Below are 17,955 nucleotides of genomic sequence, written 5' to 3'. Positions count from 1 at the left end.
GGCGCAGCGAAAGCGAGTCTGAACAGGGCGTTCAGTTCGTCGGATTAGACCCGAAGCCGAGTGATCTAGCCATGAGCAGGTTGAAGGTGCGGTAACACGCACTGGAGGACCGAACCGGTGCCCGTTGAAAAGGTCTCGGATGACTTGTGGCTAGGGGTGAAAGGCCAATCAAACTCGGAAATAGCTGGTTCTCCGCGAAAACTATTTAGGTAGTGCCTCGCGTGAATACTCCAGGGGGTAGAGCACTGGATGGGCTAGGGGGGTTTACCGCCTTACCAAACCTAACCAAACTCCGAATACCTGGAAGTACTGCGCGGGAGACAGACGGCGGGTGCTAACGTCCGTCGTCGAGAGGGAAACAACCCAGACCAACAGCTAAGGCCCCAAATTCGTGGCTAAGTGTGAAAGGATGTGAGAGTCCGAAAACAACCAGGAGGTTGGCTTAGAAGCAGCCATCCTTTAAAGAAAGCGTAACAGCTCACTGGTCTAGGATTCTTGCGCCGAAAATGTAACGGGGCTCAAGCCATGCACCGAAGCTTAGGGTTTGCACTTAGGTGCAAGCGGTAGCGGAGCGTTCCGTAAGCCTGCGAAGGAGGACCCGTGAGGGCCTCTGGAGGTATCGGAAGTGCGAATGCTGACATGAGTAACGACAAACAGTGTGAGAGACACTGTCGCCGAAAGTCCAAGGGTTCCTGCGTAAAGCTAATCTGCGCAGGGTTAGCCGGCCCCTAAGGCGAGGCCGAAAGGCGTAGTCGATGGGAATCAGGTGAATATTCCTGAGCCTGTGGGTAGTGACGAATCCCGTGTGTTGTCAGACGAATTGGTTCTGTTCTGGCTTCGAAGGGGTTCCAGGAAATAGCTCCCACATTATAGACCGTACCCGAAACCGACACAGGTGGACTGGTAGAGTATACCAAGGCGCTTGAGAGAACTATGCTGAAGGAACTCGGCAATTTACCTCCGTAACTTCGGGATAAGGAGGCCTTCACATTGGGCAACCAGTGTGGAGGGGCACAGACCAGGGGGTGGCAACTGTTTAGCAAAAACACAGGGCTCTGCGAAATCGCAAGATGACGTATAGGGTCTGACGCCTGCCCGGTGCCGGAAGGTTAAGAGGAGAGGTGCAAGCTTTGAATCGAAGCCCCGGTAAACGGCGGCCGTAACTATAACGGTCCTAAGGTAGCGAAATTCCTTGTCGGGTAAGTTCCGACCTGCACGAATGGCGTAATGACTTCCCCGCTGTCTCCAGCATAGACTCAGTGAAATTGAATTCCCCGTGAAGATGCGGGGTTCCTGCGGTCAGACGGAAAGACCCCGTGCACCTTTACTGCAACTTTGCACTGGCATTCGTGTCGGTATGTGTAGGATAGGTGGTAGGCTTTGAAGCGAGGGCGCCAGCTCTCGTGGAGCCATCCTTGAAATACCACCCTTATAGATATGGATGTCTAACCGCGGTCCGTTATCCGGATCCGGGACATTGCATGGTGGGCAGTTTGACTGGGGCGGTCGCCTCCCAAAGAGTAACGGAGGCGCGCGATGGTGGGCTCAGACCGGTCGGAAATCGGTCGTCGAGTGCAATGGCATAAGCCCGCCTGACTGTGAGACTGACAAGTCGAGCAGAGACGAAAGTCGGCCATAGTGATCCGGTGGTCCCACGTGGACGGGCCATCGCTCAACGAATAAAAGGTACGCCGGGGATAACAGGCTGATGATGCCCAAGAGTCCATATCGACGGCATCGTTTGGCACCTCGATGTCGGCTCATCACATCCTGGGGCTGGAGCAGGTCCCAAGGGTTCGGCTGTTCGCCGATTAAAGTGGTACGTGAGCTGGGTTCAGAACGTCGTGAGACAGTTCGGTCCCTATCTGCCGTGGGTGTAGGAATATTGAGAGGATTTGTCCCTAGTACGAGAGGACCGGGATGAACGTACCTCTGGTGGAGCTGTTGTGGCGCCAGCCGCAGTGCAGCGTAGCTATGTACGGTCGGGATAACCGCTGAAAGCATCTAAGCGGGAAACCCACCTCAAAACGAGTATTCCCTTGAGAACCGTGGAAGACGACCACGTTGATAGGCCGGGTGTGTAAGTATGGCAACATATTGAGCTTACCGGTACTAATCGTTCGATTGGCTTGATCGTTCTCATCCTCGATGGTCATCCATCAAGGATCAAAGCAATCCAAAGACCAGGGTCGACCAGACCCGATCCCAAAAGGATCCTTGCTTCGCAAAATGCTGTGCTTCGCCGGCCTGGTGGCCATTGCGAGGAGCCCCAACCCGATCCCATCCCGAACTCGGCCGTTAAACTCCTCAGCGCCGATGGTACTATGTCTCAAGACCTGGGAGAGTAGGTCGCTGCCAGGCCTGCAAAGCACAGCAAAAACGCTTCTTCACACCCTAAACAAAACCCCGCCCGCGAGACATCGCAGGCGGGGTTTTGTGCGTCTGAATACCCAGCCGACACCTCAGCCATAACCCTGACGTTGCCCCCCACTTCGTAAGCGTCGCGTCAGGCCACGTCACTGAGGGTGGGCTTGGCGGGATAGGCCCATGGCATGAGCTCATCGATGCGGCTGTTGGGGTGGCCCTCGACGATGCGGGTGATGATGTCCGTGAGGTAGGCCTGGGGATCGATGCCGTTCAGCTTGGCTGTCTCGACGAGCGAGGCGATGACGGCCCAGTGCTCGGCACCGCCGTCGGAGCCGGCGAACAGGGCGTTCTTCCGGGTCAGGGCCAGGGGGCGGATGGATCGCTCGACGATGTTGTTGTCGAGCTCGATGCGCCCATCATCGAGGAAGAGGCCAAGCCCCGCCCAGCGCGAGAGCGCGTAGCGCCTCGGCGAGCTTGGTCTTCTGGCTGATCAAGGCGAGCTTTTGCCGTAGCCATGGTTCCAGGGCATCGATGATCGGTTTGCTCCTTTGCTGCCGCGCGTCCCGGCGCTCCTCCGGGGTGCGGCCACGGATATCGGACTCGACGCGATAGAGGTCGGCGATGCGTAGCAGGGCTTCGCTGGCGATCGGCGCGGGGCCGGTCTGGGCGAGCTCGTAGAAGCGCCGCCGAACATGCGCCCAGCAGAACGCCAGGCTAACCGCGTTGCGCCCGGCCAGCGTCTTGTAGCCGCCCCTCGGGTCTTGCCTTTGGCAAGCCCAAGGACAGGCTTCGCCATCGACCTGCAGGATGCCGGCGAACCCATCGAGATGGGCGATCGGTCGCTCCCCCTTGCGGTCGGGGGCGTAGACATAGGCGACGGCGGGCGGATCCGCGCCGCCCCAGGGCCGGTCATCGCGGGCATAGGCGAAGAGTTGCCCCGTCTTAGTCCGACCTCGCCCGGGATCGAGCACCGGCACTGTCGTCTCGTCGGCGAACAGCTTCGGCGAAGCCTTCAGCATCGCCAGCATCCGCTCGTGCACGGGGCGCAGCAGGAAGGCCGCGCGCCCGACCCAGTCGGCCAGCGTCGCACGATCAAGCGTGACACCCTGACGGGCATAGATCTGGGCCTGACGGTACAGCGGCAGATGATCGGCGTATTTTGAGACCAGAACCTGGGCGACCGTTGCCTCGGTCGGGATACCACCCTCGATCAGCCGAGCCGGCGCGGGTGCCTGCACCACCACGTCTTCGCAGGACCGGCAGGCGTATTTCGGTCGACGCACCACCAGCACGCGGAACTGCGCCGGCACGATGTCGAGCCGCTCGGCCACGTCCTCGCCGATGCGGTGGAGCCGGCCGGAGCAGCAGGGGCAGACATCGCTCTCGATATCGACCACCGTCTCGATGCGCGGTAGATGGGCGGGCAACGCGCCGCGGTTTGCCCGACGCTTTGCGATCCGCTCTGCCTTCGTCGCCGGCGCGTTTTCCTCAGATGCCGCAAAACCTGCGGCCTCCACCTGCTCGGCCTCTTCCAGGGCGAGGAGAAGCTGGTCCTCGGGTAGCGTCTCGGCGCGCCGGCCGAAGCGATGGCGCTGCAATTCCTTGATGATCTGACGGAGCCGCTCGATCTCCGCGTCCCGGGCGATCAGCATCGCCTGGAGCGTCTCGGGATCACGGGGAAGCTCGGAGCGGAGCGAAGCCATGACCCCGATTCAATCATATTCGCCAGTGGCTTGCGAGGGTTTTCAGCTCGCCGCGACCGGCGTCGTCGTCCGTTGCGGCTCATGTACCCGGCGCCAGTCCAGACCCTCGAACAAGGCTTGCAGCTGGGCCGCCGTCAGCCGCAGCGCGCCGTCCTGGATCTTCGGCCAGCGGAACTCGCCATCCTCCAGGCGCTTGGCGACCAGCACCACGCCGGTGCCGTCCCAGAACACCAGCTTCACCCGATCGGGACGCTTGGCGCGGAATACATAGACCGTGCCCGTGAAGGGATCGGCACCCATCGTCTCGCGCACCAGGGCGGCCAGGCCTTCGGCCCCCTTGCGGAAATCGACGGGCTTCGTGGCCACCATGACCCGGACCGTGCCGGTCGGACCGATCACAACCCGGCCTTCAACGCGCTGAGCACTGCCGCGATGGTCGCTGGCGAGGCCCCGTTCTCGATCGTGACCCTGACGCCGTCGACATCGACCTCGATGGCAGCCGCCCTGCGTTGCCGGCCACGCCGCTTCGGTCGTGACGGTGGGGCGGACGGTTCAGATGCCGGAGCCGGCTCCGGCGCGACGACCGCCGGCACAAAGGCCGGGATCATCTCGCTCGCCTTGCGTGCTTCGCGCCGCCAGGTGAACAGTTGCTGCGGCGTCAGACCGTGGCGGCGCGCCACGGCGCTCACCGTCACATCCGGCTCGAAACTCTCCGCAACGAGCCGCGCCTTATCTTCGGCCGACCAATCCCGACGGCGCCCCGCTCCCGTGAACACCTCATACCGCCGAACCGGGTCGGCAGCGCTGGATTTAAGCGTAAGCTCTGAAATCGTCATGTGTCCAAGCCCTCGGGGCTCAGAACATCAACGATCACGCCAGCGCGCGATAGGTGGGGCCAAGACGGCGCTTACGGGGGAGCGAGACCTGATGTTGGAGAGACAGCGCGAGGGCATCGCCAAGGCCAAGGAGGAAGGCAAGTACAAGGGGCGTGCCCCCACGGCGCGGCGCCAAGCGGATGCGGTGATCCTGCTCAAGGCGGAGGGGCTCACCGGGGACGCCATTGCCGCCAAGCTGGGCATCGGGCGGGCCAGCGTCTTCCGTATTCTGAGGGAGGCGGCTTGAGGGCGCCTATCACGTTGCCCGCCCTGTGAAAATTGACGCCGTGGCGTCTGCGAATACAGGATCAGCAAATCTACCTGTCGGGACGAAATCGAAAGGGCGAGTCCTGTGTCTAAGCTCGAATATAACCCCAGTTTGGGCAGGCGTGTTATTGACGCCATATTGATATGTTGCGCAAACGGCCCGAAATGTCTTTCCAAGATCTAACTCATTCACCTTTAGATCGGGGTCTGAATGAGACGATATGCGATAAGTTATTTCACCATTCGGAAGAATGTTCGATCCATGCATTCCCTCCTTTAGCCACCTTTTTCCCGAATCGAAGAAATTGATAAAATCCACGTACTCATTGAAGCCTTGATAGAACGTGAATATTTTCACATCTACCATTGCTTTAATGGCCGGAGATCGTCCTATATTCCTCGCAATTACGTCGACATTTACAAATATTATCCCATCTTTCTGGGACAAAGCGACGTTCTCGGCTTGAAGTTCAACCCATGGGCGCTGATCGCGTATGGCCGCGCTTACAGCGTCTCTTGTCGCGTCTAGCGTCCGACGTAGCAGAATTATAGCCCAAAAGCTCAGTAATACAGCCGGTATTGAACTTACTGCCATTACCCACTGAGCTAAGCCGTCGCCCCAAAATATAAAGTTCCCCGCGCGGTCGTCCTGGCCAGTTTGTACGTTCGGCGGAGACCCTTGGGAAAGGACCTGGATCGTCGGGGCGCCGGCAAAACTCGACTCTTGTTCCCGAGACGAGCTTGCACCGGTAGACTGATTAACTTTCTTGTCGGTTGTGGCTCCGTGGGCCTCTATGTTGGTGGGGGCGCCACCAAAAACTAGCAGCCCGAATGCCACCGCCGTCACCCACTGGTAGATGCGCATAGCTGAGAGTCGCCAAATCGAGGGAGGCCGTCCAAAGCCAGTACGTGCCTTTGCTCACCTGTCGTCAACGTCAATCGTCGTTGGACATTGCGGTGTGCAGGTGCTCCACGGTGGGGCGGCGCAAGGGTGCCGACGAAGAAAATTGGGGGCGCGTTCTGGGGGCGCATCACGTTTGCGCTCCACCGGAAATTGGGTCTAAGCTATTGAAATATAAAGGCCATACAGGCCCATGGTGGCGCTGGCGGAGAGGGTGGGATTCGAACCCACGGTACGCTTGCACGCACAACGGTTTTCGAGACCGTCCCGATCGACCACTCCGGCACCTCTCCACACGCAGGGCGCGGGGGTCATCCGCGCCGTGAAGCGAAGGCTCCATAGCCGACGCCCGCTTCCCGCACAAGTCCCTGCGCTGCACTTGCCTGCCTTCGCGCCGATTTGCCGGCCAGCCCCCCTGTCTGGCGGGGGGGCGCGTTCCGGTATTTTGGTAGCTCTCAAGGGGCGGGTCGGTCAAACCGTCGCCGGTCGAGATCGGGCAGCCCGGCGCGGAGCGGGCGCCGCTCTATGAAGGGCCGATCGACGCCATCGAGCGCGACGTGCTGGCGTTTGTCTCCGGGCTGGCCGCGCGGGCTGTCGTTCCCGCCGACGCGCCCGCCACATGGCGCGGCCGGAGCACCGCCGTGTGGCGCGCAACTTCGCCCGCGCTGCATGAGGGCGTCCGCCCCTGCGCGCCCTCTGGGGGCGCCCAGTCGGGGTTCAATTGCCGCTTCTTCCCAACGGCACGCTCTTCGTCACCACATAGCTGAAATAGCGCGCGATCCCGATCGGCTGTTCGAGCAAGCGGTCGATGAGGCGCTGGTAGCTGTCGATGTCAGGCACCGTCACCCGCAGCATGTAGTCGATGCCGCCGCCGGTGGCGTCGCAGGCGACGATGGCGGGCTCGCGCGCGATCGCCTCCTCGAAGCGGCGGAAATCGGCCTGCTGGTGGCTCGAAAGGCTGATCTCGACAATCACCGTGGTGCGCGGTTCCCCGGCGCCGAGGTCGATGATGGCGGTATAGCCCTTGATGACGCCGCCAACCTCCAGCCGGCGCAGCCGCTCCCAGCAGGCCGCCGGGGAGAGATGCACCTCCTCGGCCAGCCTGAGCTTGGTGATGCGCCCGTCGCGGCGCAGTGCCGCGAGGATCCGGTGATCGGTGGCATCGAGCTTCATCTTTCGCGACCGGGCGTGCATAATGTCATGAATAACCTCCCTTAAGAACGAGACAATTCGATGCTTCGTCAAGTCCACCCCGAGGCCGCCCCTCCTGCCGCTACGGGGATGGGCAAGAGCGTGGAGTGGCAGCCCCGCCTCGCCAAGGTCAAGGGCCAGACCAAGCACGCGGCGCTGACGGAGCGCATCATCGCCGATATCGATTCCGGCGTGCTGAAGCCGATGGACCGGATGCCGACGCATCGCGACCTTGCCCGCGACCTCGGCCTGTCGGTGCAGACGGTGAGCCTGAGTTACCGCGAGGCCGAGCGGCTTGGCTATCTCTCCGGCGAGATCGGCCGCGGCACCTTCGTCAAGGCCCGCGTCACCGAGCGCGCCGGCCGCCTGATGCTGGACCGGAACCCCGACGAGGCGGTGGACCTGTCCATCGTCCGCGGCGTCTATACGCTGGCGCATGAGGAGGCGTCGCGCACCGTTCTCGCGGCGCTGGCGAGTGCGGACAACAGCGCCTTCATGAGCGCCTGCCGGCCGATCGCCGGCCTCGATCCGCACCGCGAGGCGGCGCGGGCCTGGCTGAAGCCGCTCGGCGTCGACGCCGGCACGGAACGCATCCTCATCACCAATGGCGCCGCGCACGGCCTGTTCCTGGCGCTGAGCTGCATCGTGCGCGCGGGCGATGTGGTGCTGACCGAAAATCTCACCGACCATGGCGTGATCGGCCTCGCCAATGTGCTGGGCTTCAGCCTGAAGGGGCTGCCGACCGACGCCGAGGGCGTGCTCCCTGAAGCGTTCGAGGCCGCGTGCCAGGCCGGCAGCCCGCGCGCTCTGGTGCTGATCCCGACGCTGAACAACCCGACCAGCCATGTCGCCGGCCCCGGGCGGCGCGAGGCCATCGCCGCCATCGCCCAGCGCCACGGCGTGTTCGTGATCGAGGACGAGGTCTACAAGCCGCTGATCGACACGCCGCTGCCCGCGATCAGCCAGATGGTGCCGGATCTCGGCTTTTTCGTCACCAGCTTCACCAAGACCGTGCTCACGGGGCTGCGGGTCGGCTATCTCGTGGTGCCGCCGCAATATTCGATCCGCGCCGCCTCCATCCTGCGCGTCACCAGCTGGAGCGGGGCTTATCTTCTGGCCGAGATCGCCACGCGCTGGATCGCGGACGGCACCGCGCAGCGCCTGCTGGCGGTGCAGCGCGAGGAGGCGCAGGCGCGGCAGGCGCTCGTGGCGGCGGTGCTCGGCGCCCATGTCGCCTCGACGCATCCGCTCTCGCTCTGCGCCTGGCTCAAGGTGCCGCCGCACTGGACGGAGGACGGGCTGGTGCGCTCGCTGGCGGAGCGGCGGGTGGCGGTGACGCCGTCCGATCCGTTCATCGCCGGCAGCAATCATGGCGGCGGCATCCGCATCTGCCTCGGCGGGCATTTCTCTCCCGCCGCGCTGACACAGGCGCTGACCACGGTGCGGCAGACCTTCGAGCAGCTTCCCCCGGTCTTCGATATCGGCGCCATCGGCTGAGGGCGCGCTGCCGCGCCATCATTGGATCATTACAATATAATAATTGACATGATTTTTGATGCCTCTCACCATTACAAGTGAGAGGGAACATCAGCTCATGCCGCATCGCGCCGCCGCCGCTTCCATCCGCCCCGCCCCGGACGGCCTTCCGGTCGCGTTCGCGCGCGTCGAGGCGGCGGCGCGGCGCATCGACGGCCGGGTGACGCGCACGCCGCTGGTCGCCTCGCCGACGCTGACGGAACATTGCGGCCACCCTGTTCATCTGAAGCTGGAAACCCGCCAGCCGGTCGGCGCCTTCAAGCTGCGCGGAGCGATGAACGCGGTGCTGGCGCTGGACGAGGCGGCACGCCGGCGCGGGCTCGTCACCGCCTCCACCGGCAATCATGGCCGCGCCGTCGCCTATGCCGCCCGCGAGGCCGGGGTGCCGGCCATCGTGTGCATGTCGGCGCTGGTGCCGGTCAACAAGGTCGAGGCGGTCCGCGCGCTCGGCGCCGAGGTGCGGATCGTCGGCCGCTCGCAGGACGATGCGCAGGCCGAGGTGCGGCGGCTGGTGGCCGAGCGCGGCCTCACCGACATCCCGCCCTTCGACCACGCGGAGGTGATCGCCGGCCAGGGCACGCTCGGCCTTGAGCTGATCGAGGACCTGCCGGACCTCGCGCTTGTGCTCGTGCCGCTGTCGGGCGGCGGGCTCGCCGCCGGCATCGCGCTGGCGGTGAAGGCCCTGCGCCCGCAGGCCCGCCTCATCGGCGTGTCGATGGAACGCGGCGCGGCCATGGCCGCCTCGCTCAACGCCGGCAGGCCGGTCGATGTGACGGAGGAGGCGACGCTGGCGGATTCGCTCGGCGGCGGCATCGGGCTTGCCAACCGCTACACCTTCCCGCTCTGCCGGGCTTTGCTGGACGAGGTCGTCCTCGTTACAGAGGAGGACATCGCCGCCGGCATCCGCCATGCCGCAACGGCCGAGGGCGAGACGGTGGAGGGCGCCGGCGCGGTCGGCATCGCCGCCCTGCTCGCCGGCAAGGTCCGCCCGCACGGGCCGACCGGGCTCATCCTGTCGGGGGGCAACATCGACCCGGCCGCGCATCGCCGCATCCTCAACGGAGAGCCCGCATGAGCCAGATGCTCGTCCTCACCGAGGCAGACCTTCGCCCGCTTCTCCGGCTCGACGCCCACGCCGTCGACTGCGTCGAGGCGGCCTTCGCCGCGCTGGCGACCAAGCCCGTTGCCATGCCGCCGATCCTGCGGCTCGACATTCCCGAGCATCGCGGCGAGGTGGATGTGAAGACCGCCTATGTCCCCGGCCTCGACGGTTTCGCCATCAAGGTCAGCCCGGGCTTTTTCGACAATCCCCTGCTCGGCCTGCCGAGCCTGAACGGGCTGATGATCCTGTTCAGCACGCGGACCGGGCTGGTCGAGGCGCTGCTGCTCGACAATGGCTATCTCACCGATGTGCGCACCGCCGCCGCTGGCGCCGTCGCCGCCCGGCATCTCTCCCGCCCGGAATCCGGGGTGGTGGCGATCCTCGGCGCCGGCATGCAGGCAAGGCTGCAGCTGGAAGCGCTCACGCTCGTTCGCCCCATTCGCGAAGCCCGGATCTGGGCCCGTGATGCGGCCAAGGCGGACGCCACCGCCCGCGATCTCACCGCAAGCCTCGGCTTTCCCGTCATCGCCAGCGCCGATCCGCGCGCGACCGTGGGCGGCGCCGACATCGTCGTCACCACCACCCCGGCTGAGCGGCCGATCCTGAGCGCGGACTGGCTGGAGCCGGGCCAGCACGTCACCGCCATGGGCGCGGACAGCGAGCACAAGAACGAGATCGACCCCGCTGCCTTCGCCCGCGTCACCTACATCGCCGACCGGCTGAGCCAGACACGGCGGCTGGGCGAACTGCATCACGCCATTTCAGCCGGGCTCATCGCCGCCGCCGCGCCTTTCGCCGAGCTTGGCGAGGTGATCGCCGGCACCGCGCCGGGCCGCACCCGTCCGGACGAGATCACGCTGGCCGACCTCACCGGCACCGGCGTGCAGGACACCGCCATCGCCAATCTCGCTCTTGCCCGTGCGCGCGACGCCGGCGCGGGACGCCCCATCGACACCAAGGCCGCAGCCGGAGACATCGCGTGACCGTCACCCTCAACTTCTCCCGCGAGGAATATGCCGAGCGCCTCGCCAAGACCCGCGCGGCGATGGACAAGGCCGGCATCGACCTGCTGGTCGTCACCGACCCCTCCAACATGCACTGGCTCACCGGCTATGATGGCTGGTCGTTCTATGTCCACCAATGCGTGCTGGTGGCCCCGAGCGGCGAACCGGTGTGGTACGGCCGCAAGCAGGACGCCAACGGCGCGAAGCGTACCGCCTATCTCGGCCACGACAACATCATCGGCTACCCCGACCACTACGTGCAGTCGACCGAGCGTCACCCGATGGACCTGCTGGCGCAGATCATCGCGGATCGCGGCTGGGACAAGGGCTCCATCGCGGTGGAGATGGACAATTATTACTTCACCGCCGCCGCCTTCGCCTCGCTGCAGAAGCATCTGCCAAACGCGCGCTTCACCGATTCCGGCGGGCTGGTGAACTGGCAGCGCGCGGTCAAGAGCCCGACCGAGCTGGACTATATGCGCAAGGCCGGCCGCATCGTCGAATTGATGCACAAGCGCATCGTCGAGGTGGTCGAGCCCGGCATGCGCAAATGCGATCTCGTCGCCGAGATCTACGATGCCGGCATTCGCGGCACCGCCGAGTTCGGCGGCGACTACCCCGCCATCGTGCCGCTGCTGCCGTCGGGAGCGGACGCCTCCGCCCCGCACCTCACCTGGGACGACAAGCCGATGCGTGCGGGGGAGGGCACCTTCTTCGAGATCGCCGGCGCCTATAAGCGCTATCACTGCCCGCTCTCGCGCACCGTCTTCCTCGGCACGCCGACCCAGGCCTTTCTCGACGCCGAGAAGGCGACGCTGGAAGGCATGGAGGCGGGCCTTGCCGCCGCCAAGCCCGGCAACACGTGCGAGGACATCGCCAACGCCTTCTTCGCGGTGCTGAAGAAGTACGGGATCATCAAGGACAACCGCACCGGCTACCCGATCGGGCTGAGCTACCCGCCGGACTGGGGCGAGCGCACCATGAGCCTGCGCCCCGGCGACCGCACCGAGCTGAAGCCCGGCATGACCTTCCACTTCATGACCGGCCTGTGGCTGGAGGATATGGGGCTGGAAATCACCGAGAGCATCGCCATCACGCAGACCGGCCATGAATGCCTGTCCAACGTACCGCGCCAGCTCTTTGTGAAGGGGTGAGGCGATGCTGACCGCTTCCCCGCGCCCCTCGCCGATCATACCGACGGTCGATTTCGCCGCAAAAGGCGTGCAGCACGGCCATCTGCGCCTGCCCTATAGCCGCGACGACAGCGCCTGGGGCTCGGTGATGATCCCGATCTGCGTCATCGCCCATGGCGAGGGGCCGACCGCCCTGCTCACCGGCGCCAATCACGGCGACGAATATGAGGGCCCGGCCGCTCTGTTCGAGCTGGCGCGGACCTTGAGGCCGGAAGAGGTGCAGGGCCGTGTCATCCTCGTGCCGGCGCTGAACTACCCCGCCTTCTGCGCCGGCACCCGCACCTCGCCGATTGATCGCGGCAATCTCAACCGCAGTTTTCCCGGCCGCCCGGACGGCACGGTGACGGAGAAGATCGCCGATTTCGTCACCCGGCACCTCGTGCCGCTGGCCGATGTGGTGCTCGACTTCCACTCCGGCGGGCGGACGCTCGATTTCCTGCCCTATGCCGCCGCGCATGAGCTGCCTGATAAGGCGCAGGAGGCGCGCTGCTTTGCGGCGGTGGCCGCCTTCGCCGCTCCCTATTCGATGCGGATGCTGGAGATCGACGCCGTCGGCATGCTCGACACCACCGTCGAGGAGATGGGCAAGGTGTTCGTCACCACCGAGCTTGGCGGCGCCGGCACGGCGAGCGCGACCAGCATCAATATCGCCCGGCGCGGCACGCTGAACCTTTTGCGCCATGCCGGCATCCTCGCCGGTGAACCGGAGGCCGCGCCAACCCGTTGGCTCGATATGCCCTCCGCCGACTGCTTCGCCTTCGCCGGGGATGACGGGCTGGTCGCCTTCGCCATCGATCTCGGCGCTCCGGTGCGCAAGGGCGATCTCATCGCCCGCGTCTACCCCATCGGCCGCACCGGGCAGGCGCCGGCCGAATACCGCGCGGCGATGGATGGCGTGCTCGCCGCCCGCCACGTGCCGGGCCTGATCAAGGCCGGCGACTGCCTTTCCGTCCTCGCCGTGGTGACGGAGGCCTGATCGATCCGGCCCTAAGTGGCCCAACAGGACGCCGGAACACGGCGCCGCCCCGAGAATTCGGACCCATACCGACCAGAGGAGAAAAACATGTCGTTCATCAAGCTTGCCGGGCTTTCCGCCCTTGCCCTCGCCGGCGGTCTGTCGGTCGCGGGCGCCACCACCCTGAAGGATGTGAAGGACCAGGGCTATATCCGCGCCGCCACCGCCAATGAGGTGCCCTATTCCTACATGAAGGATGACGGCACCTCGGCCGGCATCGGCCCGGATGTCGCCAACGCCGTGCTCAAGAAGATGGGCATCACCGATGTCACCTGGTCGGTGACGCCGTTCGGCACGCTCATCCCCGGCCTGAAGGCCAAGCGCTACGATTTCGTCGCCGCCGAGCAGAACATCTCGCCGGAGCGCTGCAAGCAGGTCGCCTTCACCGAGCCGAACTCCTCCTATGGCGAGGGGCTGCTGGTGAAGGCGGGCAACCCGAAGAAGCTCACCACCTATGCCGACATCGCCAAGGACCCGTCTCTGACGGTCGCGGTGGTCTCCGGCGCCAATAATATCGACTTCCTGCGCGCCGTCGGGGTGAAGGACGAGCAGGTGATCTTCATCACCGCCAATGCCGACGCGCTCGCCACCGTGCGCAACCGCGCCGACGCCTATGCCGCGACCGAACTCACCGTGGCCGCGCTGGCCAAGGGGCAGGAGGGTGTCGAGCAGGTGGCGCCCTTCACCGATCCTGTCGTCGACGGCAAGCCGGTGCGCAACTTTGGCGGCTTCGCCTTCCGCCCCGAGGACAAGGAGCTCTATGGCGCGTTCAACGCCGCCCTCGTCGAGTTCCGCACCACCGACGAGTACAAGAAGATCCTCGCCAATTACGGCCTCTCCGACGCGAGCATCAAGGCGGCGGCGGACCGCAAGGTGGCCGATCTCTGCGCCGGCAAATAAAGTCGCGCGTTAGCTGGGGTGCACCCCTCCGCCGGCGGCAGTGTCCCCGGCGGAGGGCGCGCTCTTTTATCGGCGCTCACACCGGGAGCTGACCATGCCGTGGGTTTCCTATCTGCCGGCGCTGGCGCAGGGCGCGCTCGTCACCGCGTGGATCACGCTGGCGGCGATCGCGATCGGCGCGGTACTCGCTTTTGTCGCCGGCATCGCCCGGGTCGAGGGCGGGCGCGCCGTCTCCACGCTGGCGTTGTGCTATACTGAGCTGTTTCGCGGCACCTCGCTGCTGGTGCAGCTGTTCTGGTTCTATTACGCGCTGCCGCTGGTCGGCATCAGCTTCGAGCCGGTGGCAACCGGCATCCTCGTGCTCGCCTTGCATGTCGGCGCCTATGGTTCGGAGATCGTGCGCGGGGCGCTGACCTCGGTTTCGGTTCAGCAGCTTGAGGCGGCGCGGGCGCTGAATTTCGGCCGGATGCACACGCTGATCCACGTCACCCTGCCGCAGGCGATCATCGAGATGCTGCCGGCCTTCGGCAATCTCGCCATCGAGACGCTGAAACTGTCCTCGCTGGTGTCGCTGATCTCGATCGCCGACCTCACCTTCCGCGCCCAGTCGATCCGCAACCTCACCCTCGACAGCGCCGGCGTCTACAGCCTGACGTTAGTCGGCTATTTCGCCATGTCGCTGGTGCTGATGCTGGTGATGCGGCTGATCGAGCGCTGGGCCCGGCGCGGCGCGGCCTTCCCGCGCGCGGCGCATTCGTGAGGGCCCCTTCATGATGTACGGCTTCACCTGGGACACAGCGACCCCGCTCACCTATGCGTGGTCGATCCTGCCGATCATCCTCATCGGCCTCACGGTCACGCTAAAGGCCGCAGCGGCCGGCTTCGCCATCGCCCTGGTGCTGGGGCTGGTCTTCGCCATGCTGCGCCGTAGCCGCTGGCGCAGCGTGTCGTGGACCACGGCCTGCGTGGTCGAGTTTCTGCGCGACACGCCTTTGCTGGTGCAGCTGTTCTTCCTCTACTACGTGCTGCCGGAATACGGCCTCACCTTGCCGGCCTTCCTCACCGGGGCGCTGGCGCTCGGCCTGCAATATTCCGCCTACACCTCCGAGGTGTATCGCGGCGGCATCGAGGCGGTGCCGCGCGGGCAGTGGGAGGCGGCGACCGCGCTCAACATGACCCGGATGCAGACCTATCGCGACATCGTCGTGCCGCAGATCGTCCCGCGCATCCTGCCCGCCATGGGCAATTACATGGTCGCCATGATCAAGGAGACGCCGGTGCTCTCCGTCATCACCGTGCTCGACATGATGGCGCTGGCCAACATGATCGGCGAGCGCACCTTCGAATATCTGGTGCCGCTGACCATGGTCGGCCTCATCTTCCTCATCCTGACGCTGATCTGCTCTGCCGGCCTGCACCGGCTGCAGAAGGTGCTCCCCAAGGCAGGAATCCCGCTGCGATGACCGAGAAAGCTCCTGCGCCGCTGATCCAGTTCGCCGGCGTGACCAAGCGTTTCGGCGCCCTCACCGTGCTCGACGATTTCAATTTCGAGGTCGCGCCGGGCGAGAAGGTCACGCTCATCGGCCCGTCCGGCTCGGGTAAGTCGACCGTGCTGCGCATCCTGATGACGCTGGAGCCGTTCCAGGAGGGCAGGCTGACACTGGCCGGCATGGACTATCAGGAGCCGGGCGGCACCGGCCCGTTCAAGGCCTCGGAGCGGCATCTGCGCGAGATCCGCAGCCATGTCGGCATGGTGTTCCAGAGCTTCAACCTGTTCCCGCATATGAGCGTGATGCGCAATGTGGCGGAGGCGCCGGTGCGCGTGCTCGGCCTGTCGCGCGACGAGGCGCAGGCGCGGGCGGTCGATCTGCTCGCCATGGTCGGGCTGGCGGACAAGAAGGACCATTTCCCCTCGCAGCTCTCCGGCGGCCAGCAGCAGCGCGTCGCCATCGCCCGGGCGCTCGCCATGCGCCCGCGCGTGCTGCTGTTCGACGAGCCGACCTCGGCGCTCGATCCGCAATTGGTCGGCGAGGTGCTGGCTGTAATCGGCGACCTCGCCCATGAGCACGACCTGACCATGCTGCTGGTGACGCATGAAATGCGCTTCGCCCGCGAGGTCTCGGATCGCGTCTGCTTCTTCGACAAGGGCCGCATCTGCGAGCAGGGCAGCCCGGAAGCCATTTTCACGGCGCCCAGCCACCCGCGCACCTGCGAGTTCCTGGCCTCGGTGCTGCGCTAATCGGGCCGCTCCCGCCGATAATTCTTCGGCGGAGGGGCGAAGTTCCGGCTTCCTATCGGTGGTTTCCCGTGTGTTCGGAAACCCTCTCGGAGCCCGCGCCCCTAGGCTGGCTGCGTTCAGATTGAGGAGCCGCCATGATCGCGCCCGCCCGCACCGAACGTCCGGCCCGCCTTTCCGCCCGCAGCGCCGGCCACCCGGCCTTGGCGCGCCTGGCCGATCCGCGGCTGCTGCGCAGCCTGTCCTATATCGACGGCAAATGGACCGGCGCGCCAGATGGCCGGACCTTCACCGTCACCGATCCGGCCGATGGCGGCGCCGTGGCGGAGGTCGCCGCCCTCGGCGCGGCCGAGGCGATGCGGGCGATCGCGGCCGCCCATCGCGCCTTCCCGGCCTGGAAAGGGCGCCTGCCGCAGGAGCGCGCGGATATCCTGCGCCGCTGGCACGCCCAGATGCTGGACGCGGCCGAGGACCTCGCGCTTCTCATGACGATCGAGCAGGGCAAGCCGCTGGCGGAATCGCGCGGCGAGATCGCCTATGCCGCCTCCTTCATCGCCTATTACGCTGAGGAAGCACTGCGGGTGAATGTGGAGGGCGTCACCAGCCACCTCCCCGGCGCGCAGATGACGCTCAGCCGGGAGCCGGTAGGCGTCGCCGCGCTGCTGACGCCGTGGAACTTCCCTTCCGCCATGCTCACCCGCAAGGCCGCTGCCGCGCTGGCGACCGGCTGCACCATCGTCGCGCACCCCTCCTCGCACACGCCGCTCTCGGCGCTGGCTCTCGCCGAACTCGCCGAGCGCGCCGGCATGCCCGCCGGCGCGTTCAACCTCGTCACCGGTGAACCCGCGCCGATCGCCGAGACCTTCTGCGCCGATCTGCGCGTGCGGGCGGTGAGCTTCACCGGCTCGACGGAGGTGGGGCGAACGGTCGCCCGCAACGCGGCCAGCAGCATGAAGCGCGTGGTGATGGAGCTGGGCGGCCATGCGCCGCTGATCGTGTTCGACGATGCCGATCTCGACCGCGCGGTCGAGATCGCCGTCGATGCCAAATTCGCCACCTCCGGCCAGGACTGCCTCGCCGCCAACCGGATCTATGTGCAGCGCGCCCTCTATCCCCGCTTCTGCGCCGCCTTTGCCGCGCGCGTCGCGGCGCTGCGCCTCGGTCCCGGGCTCGACCCGCAGACCGAGATCGGCCCGCTGATGCATGCAGGGGCGGTGGCCAAGGCGCAGGCGCAGATCGACGATGCACTCCAGCGCGGCGCCCGCCGCCTCACGCCGGATCGCGCCGTGCCCGGCCCGCTCTTCCTCGCCCCCACCGTGCTGGCCGACGTGCCGGAAGCAGCGCTGATCATGCGCGAGGAGACCTTCGCCCCCGTCGCCGCCCTCGCGCCCTTCGACAGCGAGGACGAGGTGATCGCCCGCGCCAACGCCACCGAATACGGCCTCGTCGCCTATGTCGTCACACGCGACGGCGCGCGGGCGGCACGGATAGCGCAGGCGCTGGACTACGGCATGGTCGCGATCAACCGGGTCAAGATCACCGGCGCGCCCATCCCTTTCGGCGGCATGAAGCAGTCCGGCCTCGGCCGCGAAGGCTCCCGCCACGGCCTCGAAGCCTTCACCGACCTCAAATATGTCTGTCTCGACCTCGGCTGAGGCGGGAGCT

At 65.7% G+C, this 17,955-nt stretch carries 14 protein-coding genes, 1 tRNA gene, 2 rRNA genes and 2 pseudogenes (1 of these 19 running past the window's edge); 13 read left to right on the top strand and 6 right to left on the bottom strand.

What is annotated here, in order from left to right; genetic code table 11:
• Together A3M1_RS0108075 and rrf are read left to right on the top strand one after the other, a co-directional pair.
• A 23S ribosomal RNA gene (locus tag A3M1_RS0108075) occupies positions 1 to 2,137 on the top strand; it begins 686 nt to the left of the window's first position.
• Between the two features lie 109 nt (positions 2,138 to 2,246).
• Positions 2,247 to 2,361 (top strand): 5S ribosomal RNA (gene rrf / locus A3M1_RS0108070).
• Positions 2,362 to 2,506: 145 nt separating this feature from the next.
• Here the strand turns inward: rrf and A3M1_RS24995 are convergent.
• From A3M1_RS24995 to A3M1_RS0108055, 3 genes and pseudogenes are all read right to left on the bottom strand, one after another.
• A pseudogene (locus A3M1_RS24995) lies at positions 2,507 to 4,070 on the bottom strand (IS66 family transposase).
• A 42-nt stretch (positions 4,071 to 4,112) separates the two neighbouring features.
• Positions 4,113 to 4,469 carry an IS66 family insertion sequence element accessory protein TnpB gene (gene tnpB / locus A3M1_RS0108060; RefSeq protein WP_018388450.1) on the bottom strand — a complete coding sequence of 119 codons (357 nt, stop codon included), beginning with the start codon at positions 4,467 to 4,469 and terminating at the stop codon, positions 4,113 to 4,115.
• On the bottom strand, positions 4,466 to 4,906 hold the full coding sequence (locus tag A3M1_RS0108055; protein ID WP_018388449.1) for a transposase: 441 nt from the start codon (positions 4,904 to 4,906) through the stop codon (positions 4,466 to 4,468). The genes tnpB and A3M1_RS0108055 overlap by 4 nt, the downstream gene beginning before the upstream one ends.
• 79 nt (positions 4,907 to 4,985) lie before the next feature.
• On the opposite strand from A3M1_RS0108055, the pseudogene A3M1_RS0108050 reads away from it, so the two are divergent.
• Positions 4,986 to 5,192: pseudogene (locus tag A3M1_RS0108050) on the top strand (helix-turn-helix domain-containing protein); the annotation flags it as partial.
• 9 nt (positions 5,193 to 5,201) lie between these two features.
• Here A3M1_RS0108050 and A3M1_RS26430 read toward each other — a convergent pair.
• From A3M1_RS26430 to A3M1_RS0108040, 3 genes are all read right to left on the bottom strand, one after another.
• On the bottom strand, positions 5,202 to 6,077 hold the full coding sequence (locus A3M1_RS26430; protein ID WP_156029647.1) for a hypothetical protein: 876 nt from the start codon (positions 6,075 to 6,077) through the stop codon (positions 5,202 to 5,204).
• A 239-nt stretch (positions 6,078 to 6,316) separates the two neighbouring features.
• A tRNA-Ser gene (locus A3M1_RS0108045) sits at positions 6,317 to 6,406 on the bottom strand.
• 424 nt (positions 6,407 to 6,830) lie between these two features.
• A complete protein-coding gene (locus A3M1_RS0108040; protein ID WP_018388447.1) occupies positions 6,831 to 7,286 on the bottom strand; it encodes an Lrp/AsnC family transcriptional regulator in 456 nt (151 codons plus the stop codon).
• Positions 7,287 to 7,346: 60 nt separating this feature from the next.
• Between A3M1_RS0108040 and A3M1_RS0108035 the strand changes: the two genes are divergently transcribed.
• The 10 genes from A3M1_RS0108035 (at position 7,347) to A3M1_RS0107990 (ending at position 17,945) form a co-directional block, all read left to right on the top strand.
• Positions 7,347 to 8,801 carry a PLP-dependent aminotransferase family protein gene (locus tag A3M1_RS0108035; RefSeq protein WP_038196970.1) on the top strand — a complete coding sequence of 485 codons (1,455 nt, stop codon included), beginning with the start codon at positions 7,347 to 7,349 and terminating at the stop codon, positions 8,799 to 8,801.
• Positions 8,802 to 8,898: 97 nt separating this feature from the next.
• On the top strand, positions 8,899 to 9,915 hold the full coding sequence (eutB, locus tag A3M1_RS0108030; protein WP_018388445.1) for a hydroxyectoine utilization dehydratase EutB: 1,017 nt from the start codon (positions 8,899 to 8,901) through the stop codon (positions 9,913 to 9,915).
• Positions 9,912 to 10,925: an ectoine utilization protein EutC gene (gene eutC, locus A3M1_RS0108025; protein ID WP_018388444.1), complete on the top strand. Its 1,014-nt coding sequence runs from the start codon at positions 9,912 to 9,914 to the stop codon at positions 10,923 to 10,925. Before eutB ends, eutC begins: the two co-directional genes overlap by 4 nt.
• Positions 10,922 to 12,100 carry an ectoine hydrolase DoeA gene (gene doeA, locus A3M1_RS0108020; RefSeq protein WP_018388443.1) on the top strand — a complete coding sequence of 393 codons (1,179 nt, stop codon included), beginning with the start codon at positions 10,922 to 10,924 and terminating at the stop codon, positions 12,098 to 12,100. Before eutC ends, doeA begins: the two co-directional genes overlap by 4 nt.
• A 4-nt stretch (positions 12,101 to 12,104) precedes the next feature.
• Positions 12,105 to 13,115, top strand: coding sequence for a N(2)-acetyl-L-2,4-diaminobutanoate deacetylase DoeB (doeB, locus tag A3M1_RS0108015; protein WP_018388442.1), 1,011 nt, complete (start codon positions 12,105 to 12,107; stop codon positions 13,113 to 13,115).
• 87 nt (positions 13,116 to 13,202) lie between these two features.
• The gene (gene ehuB / locus A3M1_RS0108010; RefSeq protein WP_018388441.1) at positions 13,203 to 14,054 is read left to right on the top strand and encodes an ectoine/hydroxyectoine ABC transporter substrate-binding protein EhuB; all 852 of its coding nucleotides are present in this window, start codon (positions 13,203 to 13,205) and stop codon (positions 14,052 to 14,054) included.
• Positions 14,055 to 14,148: 94 nt separating this feature from the next.
• A complete protein-coding gene (gene ehuC / locus A3M1_RS0108005; RefSeq protein ID WP_018388440.1) occupies positions 14,149 to 14,814 on the top strand; it encodes an ectoine/hydroxyectoine ABC transporter permease subunit EhuC in 666 nt (221 codons plus the stop codon).
• A 10-nt stretch (positions 14,815 to 14,824) separates the two neighbouring features.
• The gene (gene ehuD, locus A3M1_RS0108000) at positions 14,825 to 15,517 is read left to right on the top strand and encodes an ectoine/hydroxyectoine ABC transporter permease subunit EhuD (RefSeq protein WP_018388439.1); all 693 of its coding nucleotides are present in this window, start codon (positions 14,825 to 14,827) and stop codon (positions 15,515 to 15,517) included.
• The gene (gene ehuA / locus A3M1_RS0107995) at positions 15,514 to 16,293 is read left to right on the top strand and encodes an ectoine/hydroxyectoine ABC transporter ATP-binding protein EhuA (RefSeq protein ID WP_018388438.1); all 780 of its coding nucleotides are present in this window, start codon (positions 15,514 to 15,516) and stop codon (positions 16,291 to 16,293) included. Before ehuD ends, ehuA begins: the two co-directional genes overlap by 4 nt.
• A gap of 134 nt (positions 16,294 to 16,427) precedes the next feature.
• Positions 16,428 to 17,945 carry an NAD-dependent succinate-semialdehyde dehydrogenase gene (locus A3M1_RS0107990; RefSeq protein WP_018388437.1) on the top strand — a complete coding sequence of 506 codons (1,518 nt, stop codon included), beginning with the start codon at positions 16,428 to 16,430 and terminating at the stop codon, positions 17,943 to 17,945.
• Positions 17,946 to 17,955: the final 10 nt, after the last annotated feature.

It is taken from the genome of Ancylobacter sp. FA202 (genome assembly GCF_000380205.1).
Classification (GTDB): domain Bacteria; phylum Pseudomonadota; class Alphaproteobacteria; order Rhizobiales; family Xanthobacteraceae; genus Ancylobacter.
The sequence above is the reverse complement of the archived record's forward strand: the minus strand, read 5'-3'. Positions and strand labels throughout refer to the sequence as shown.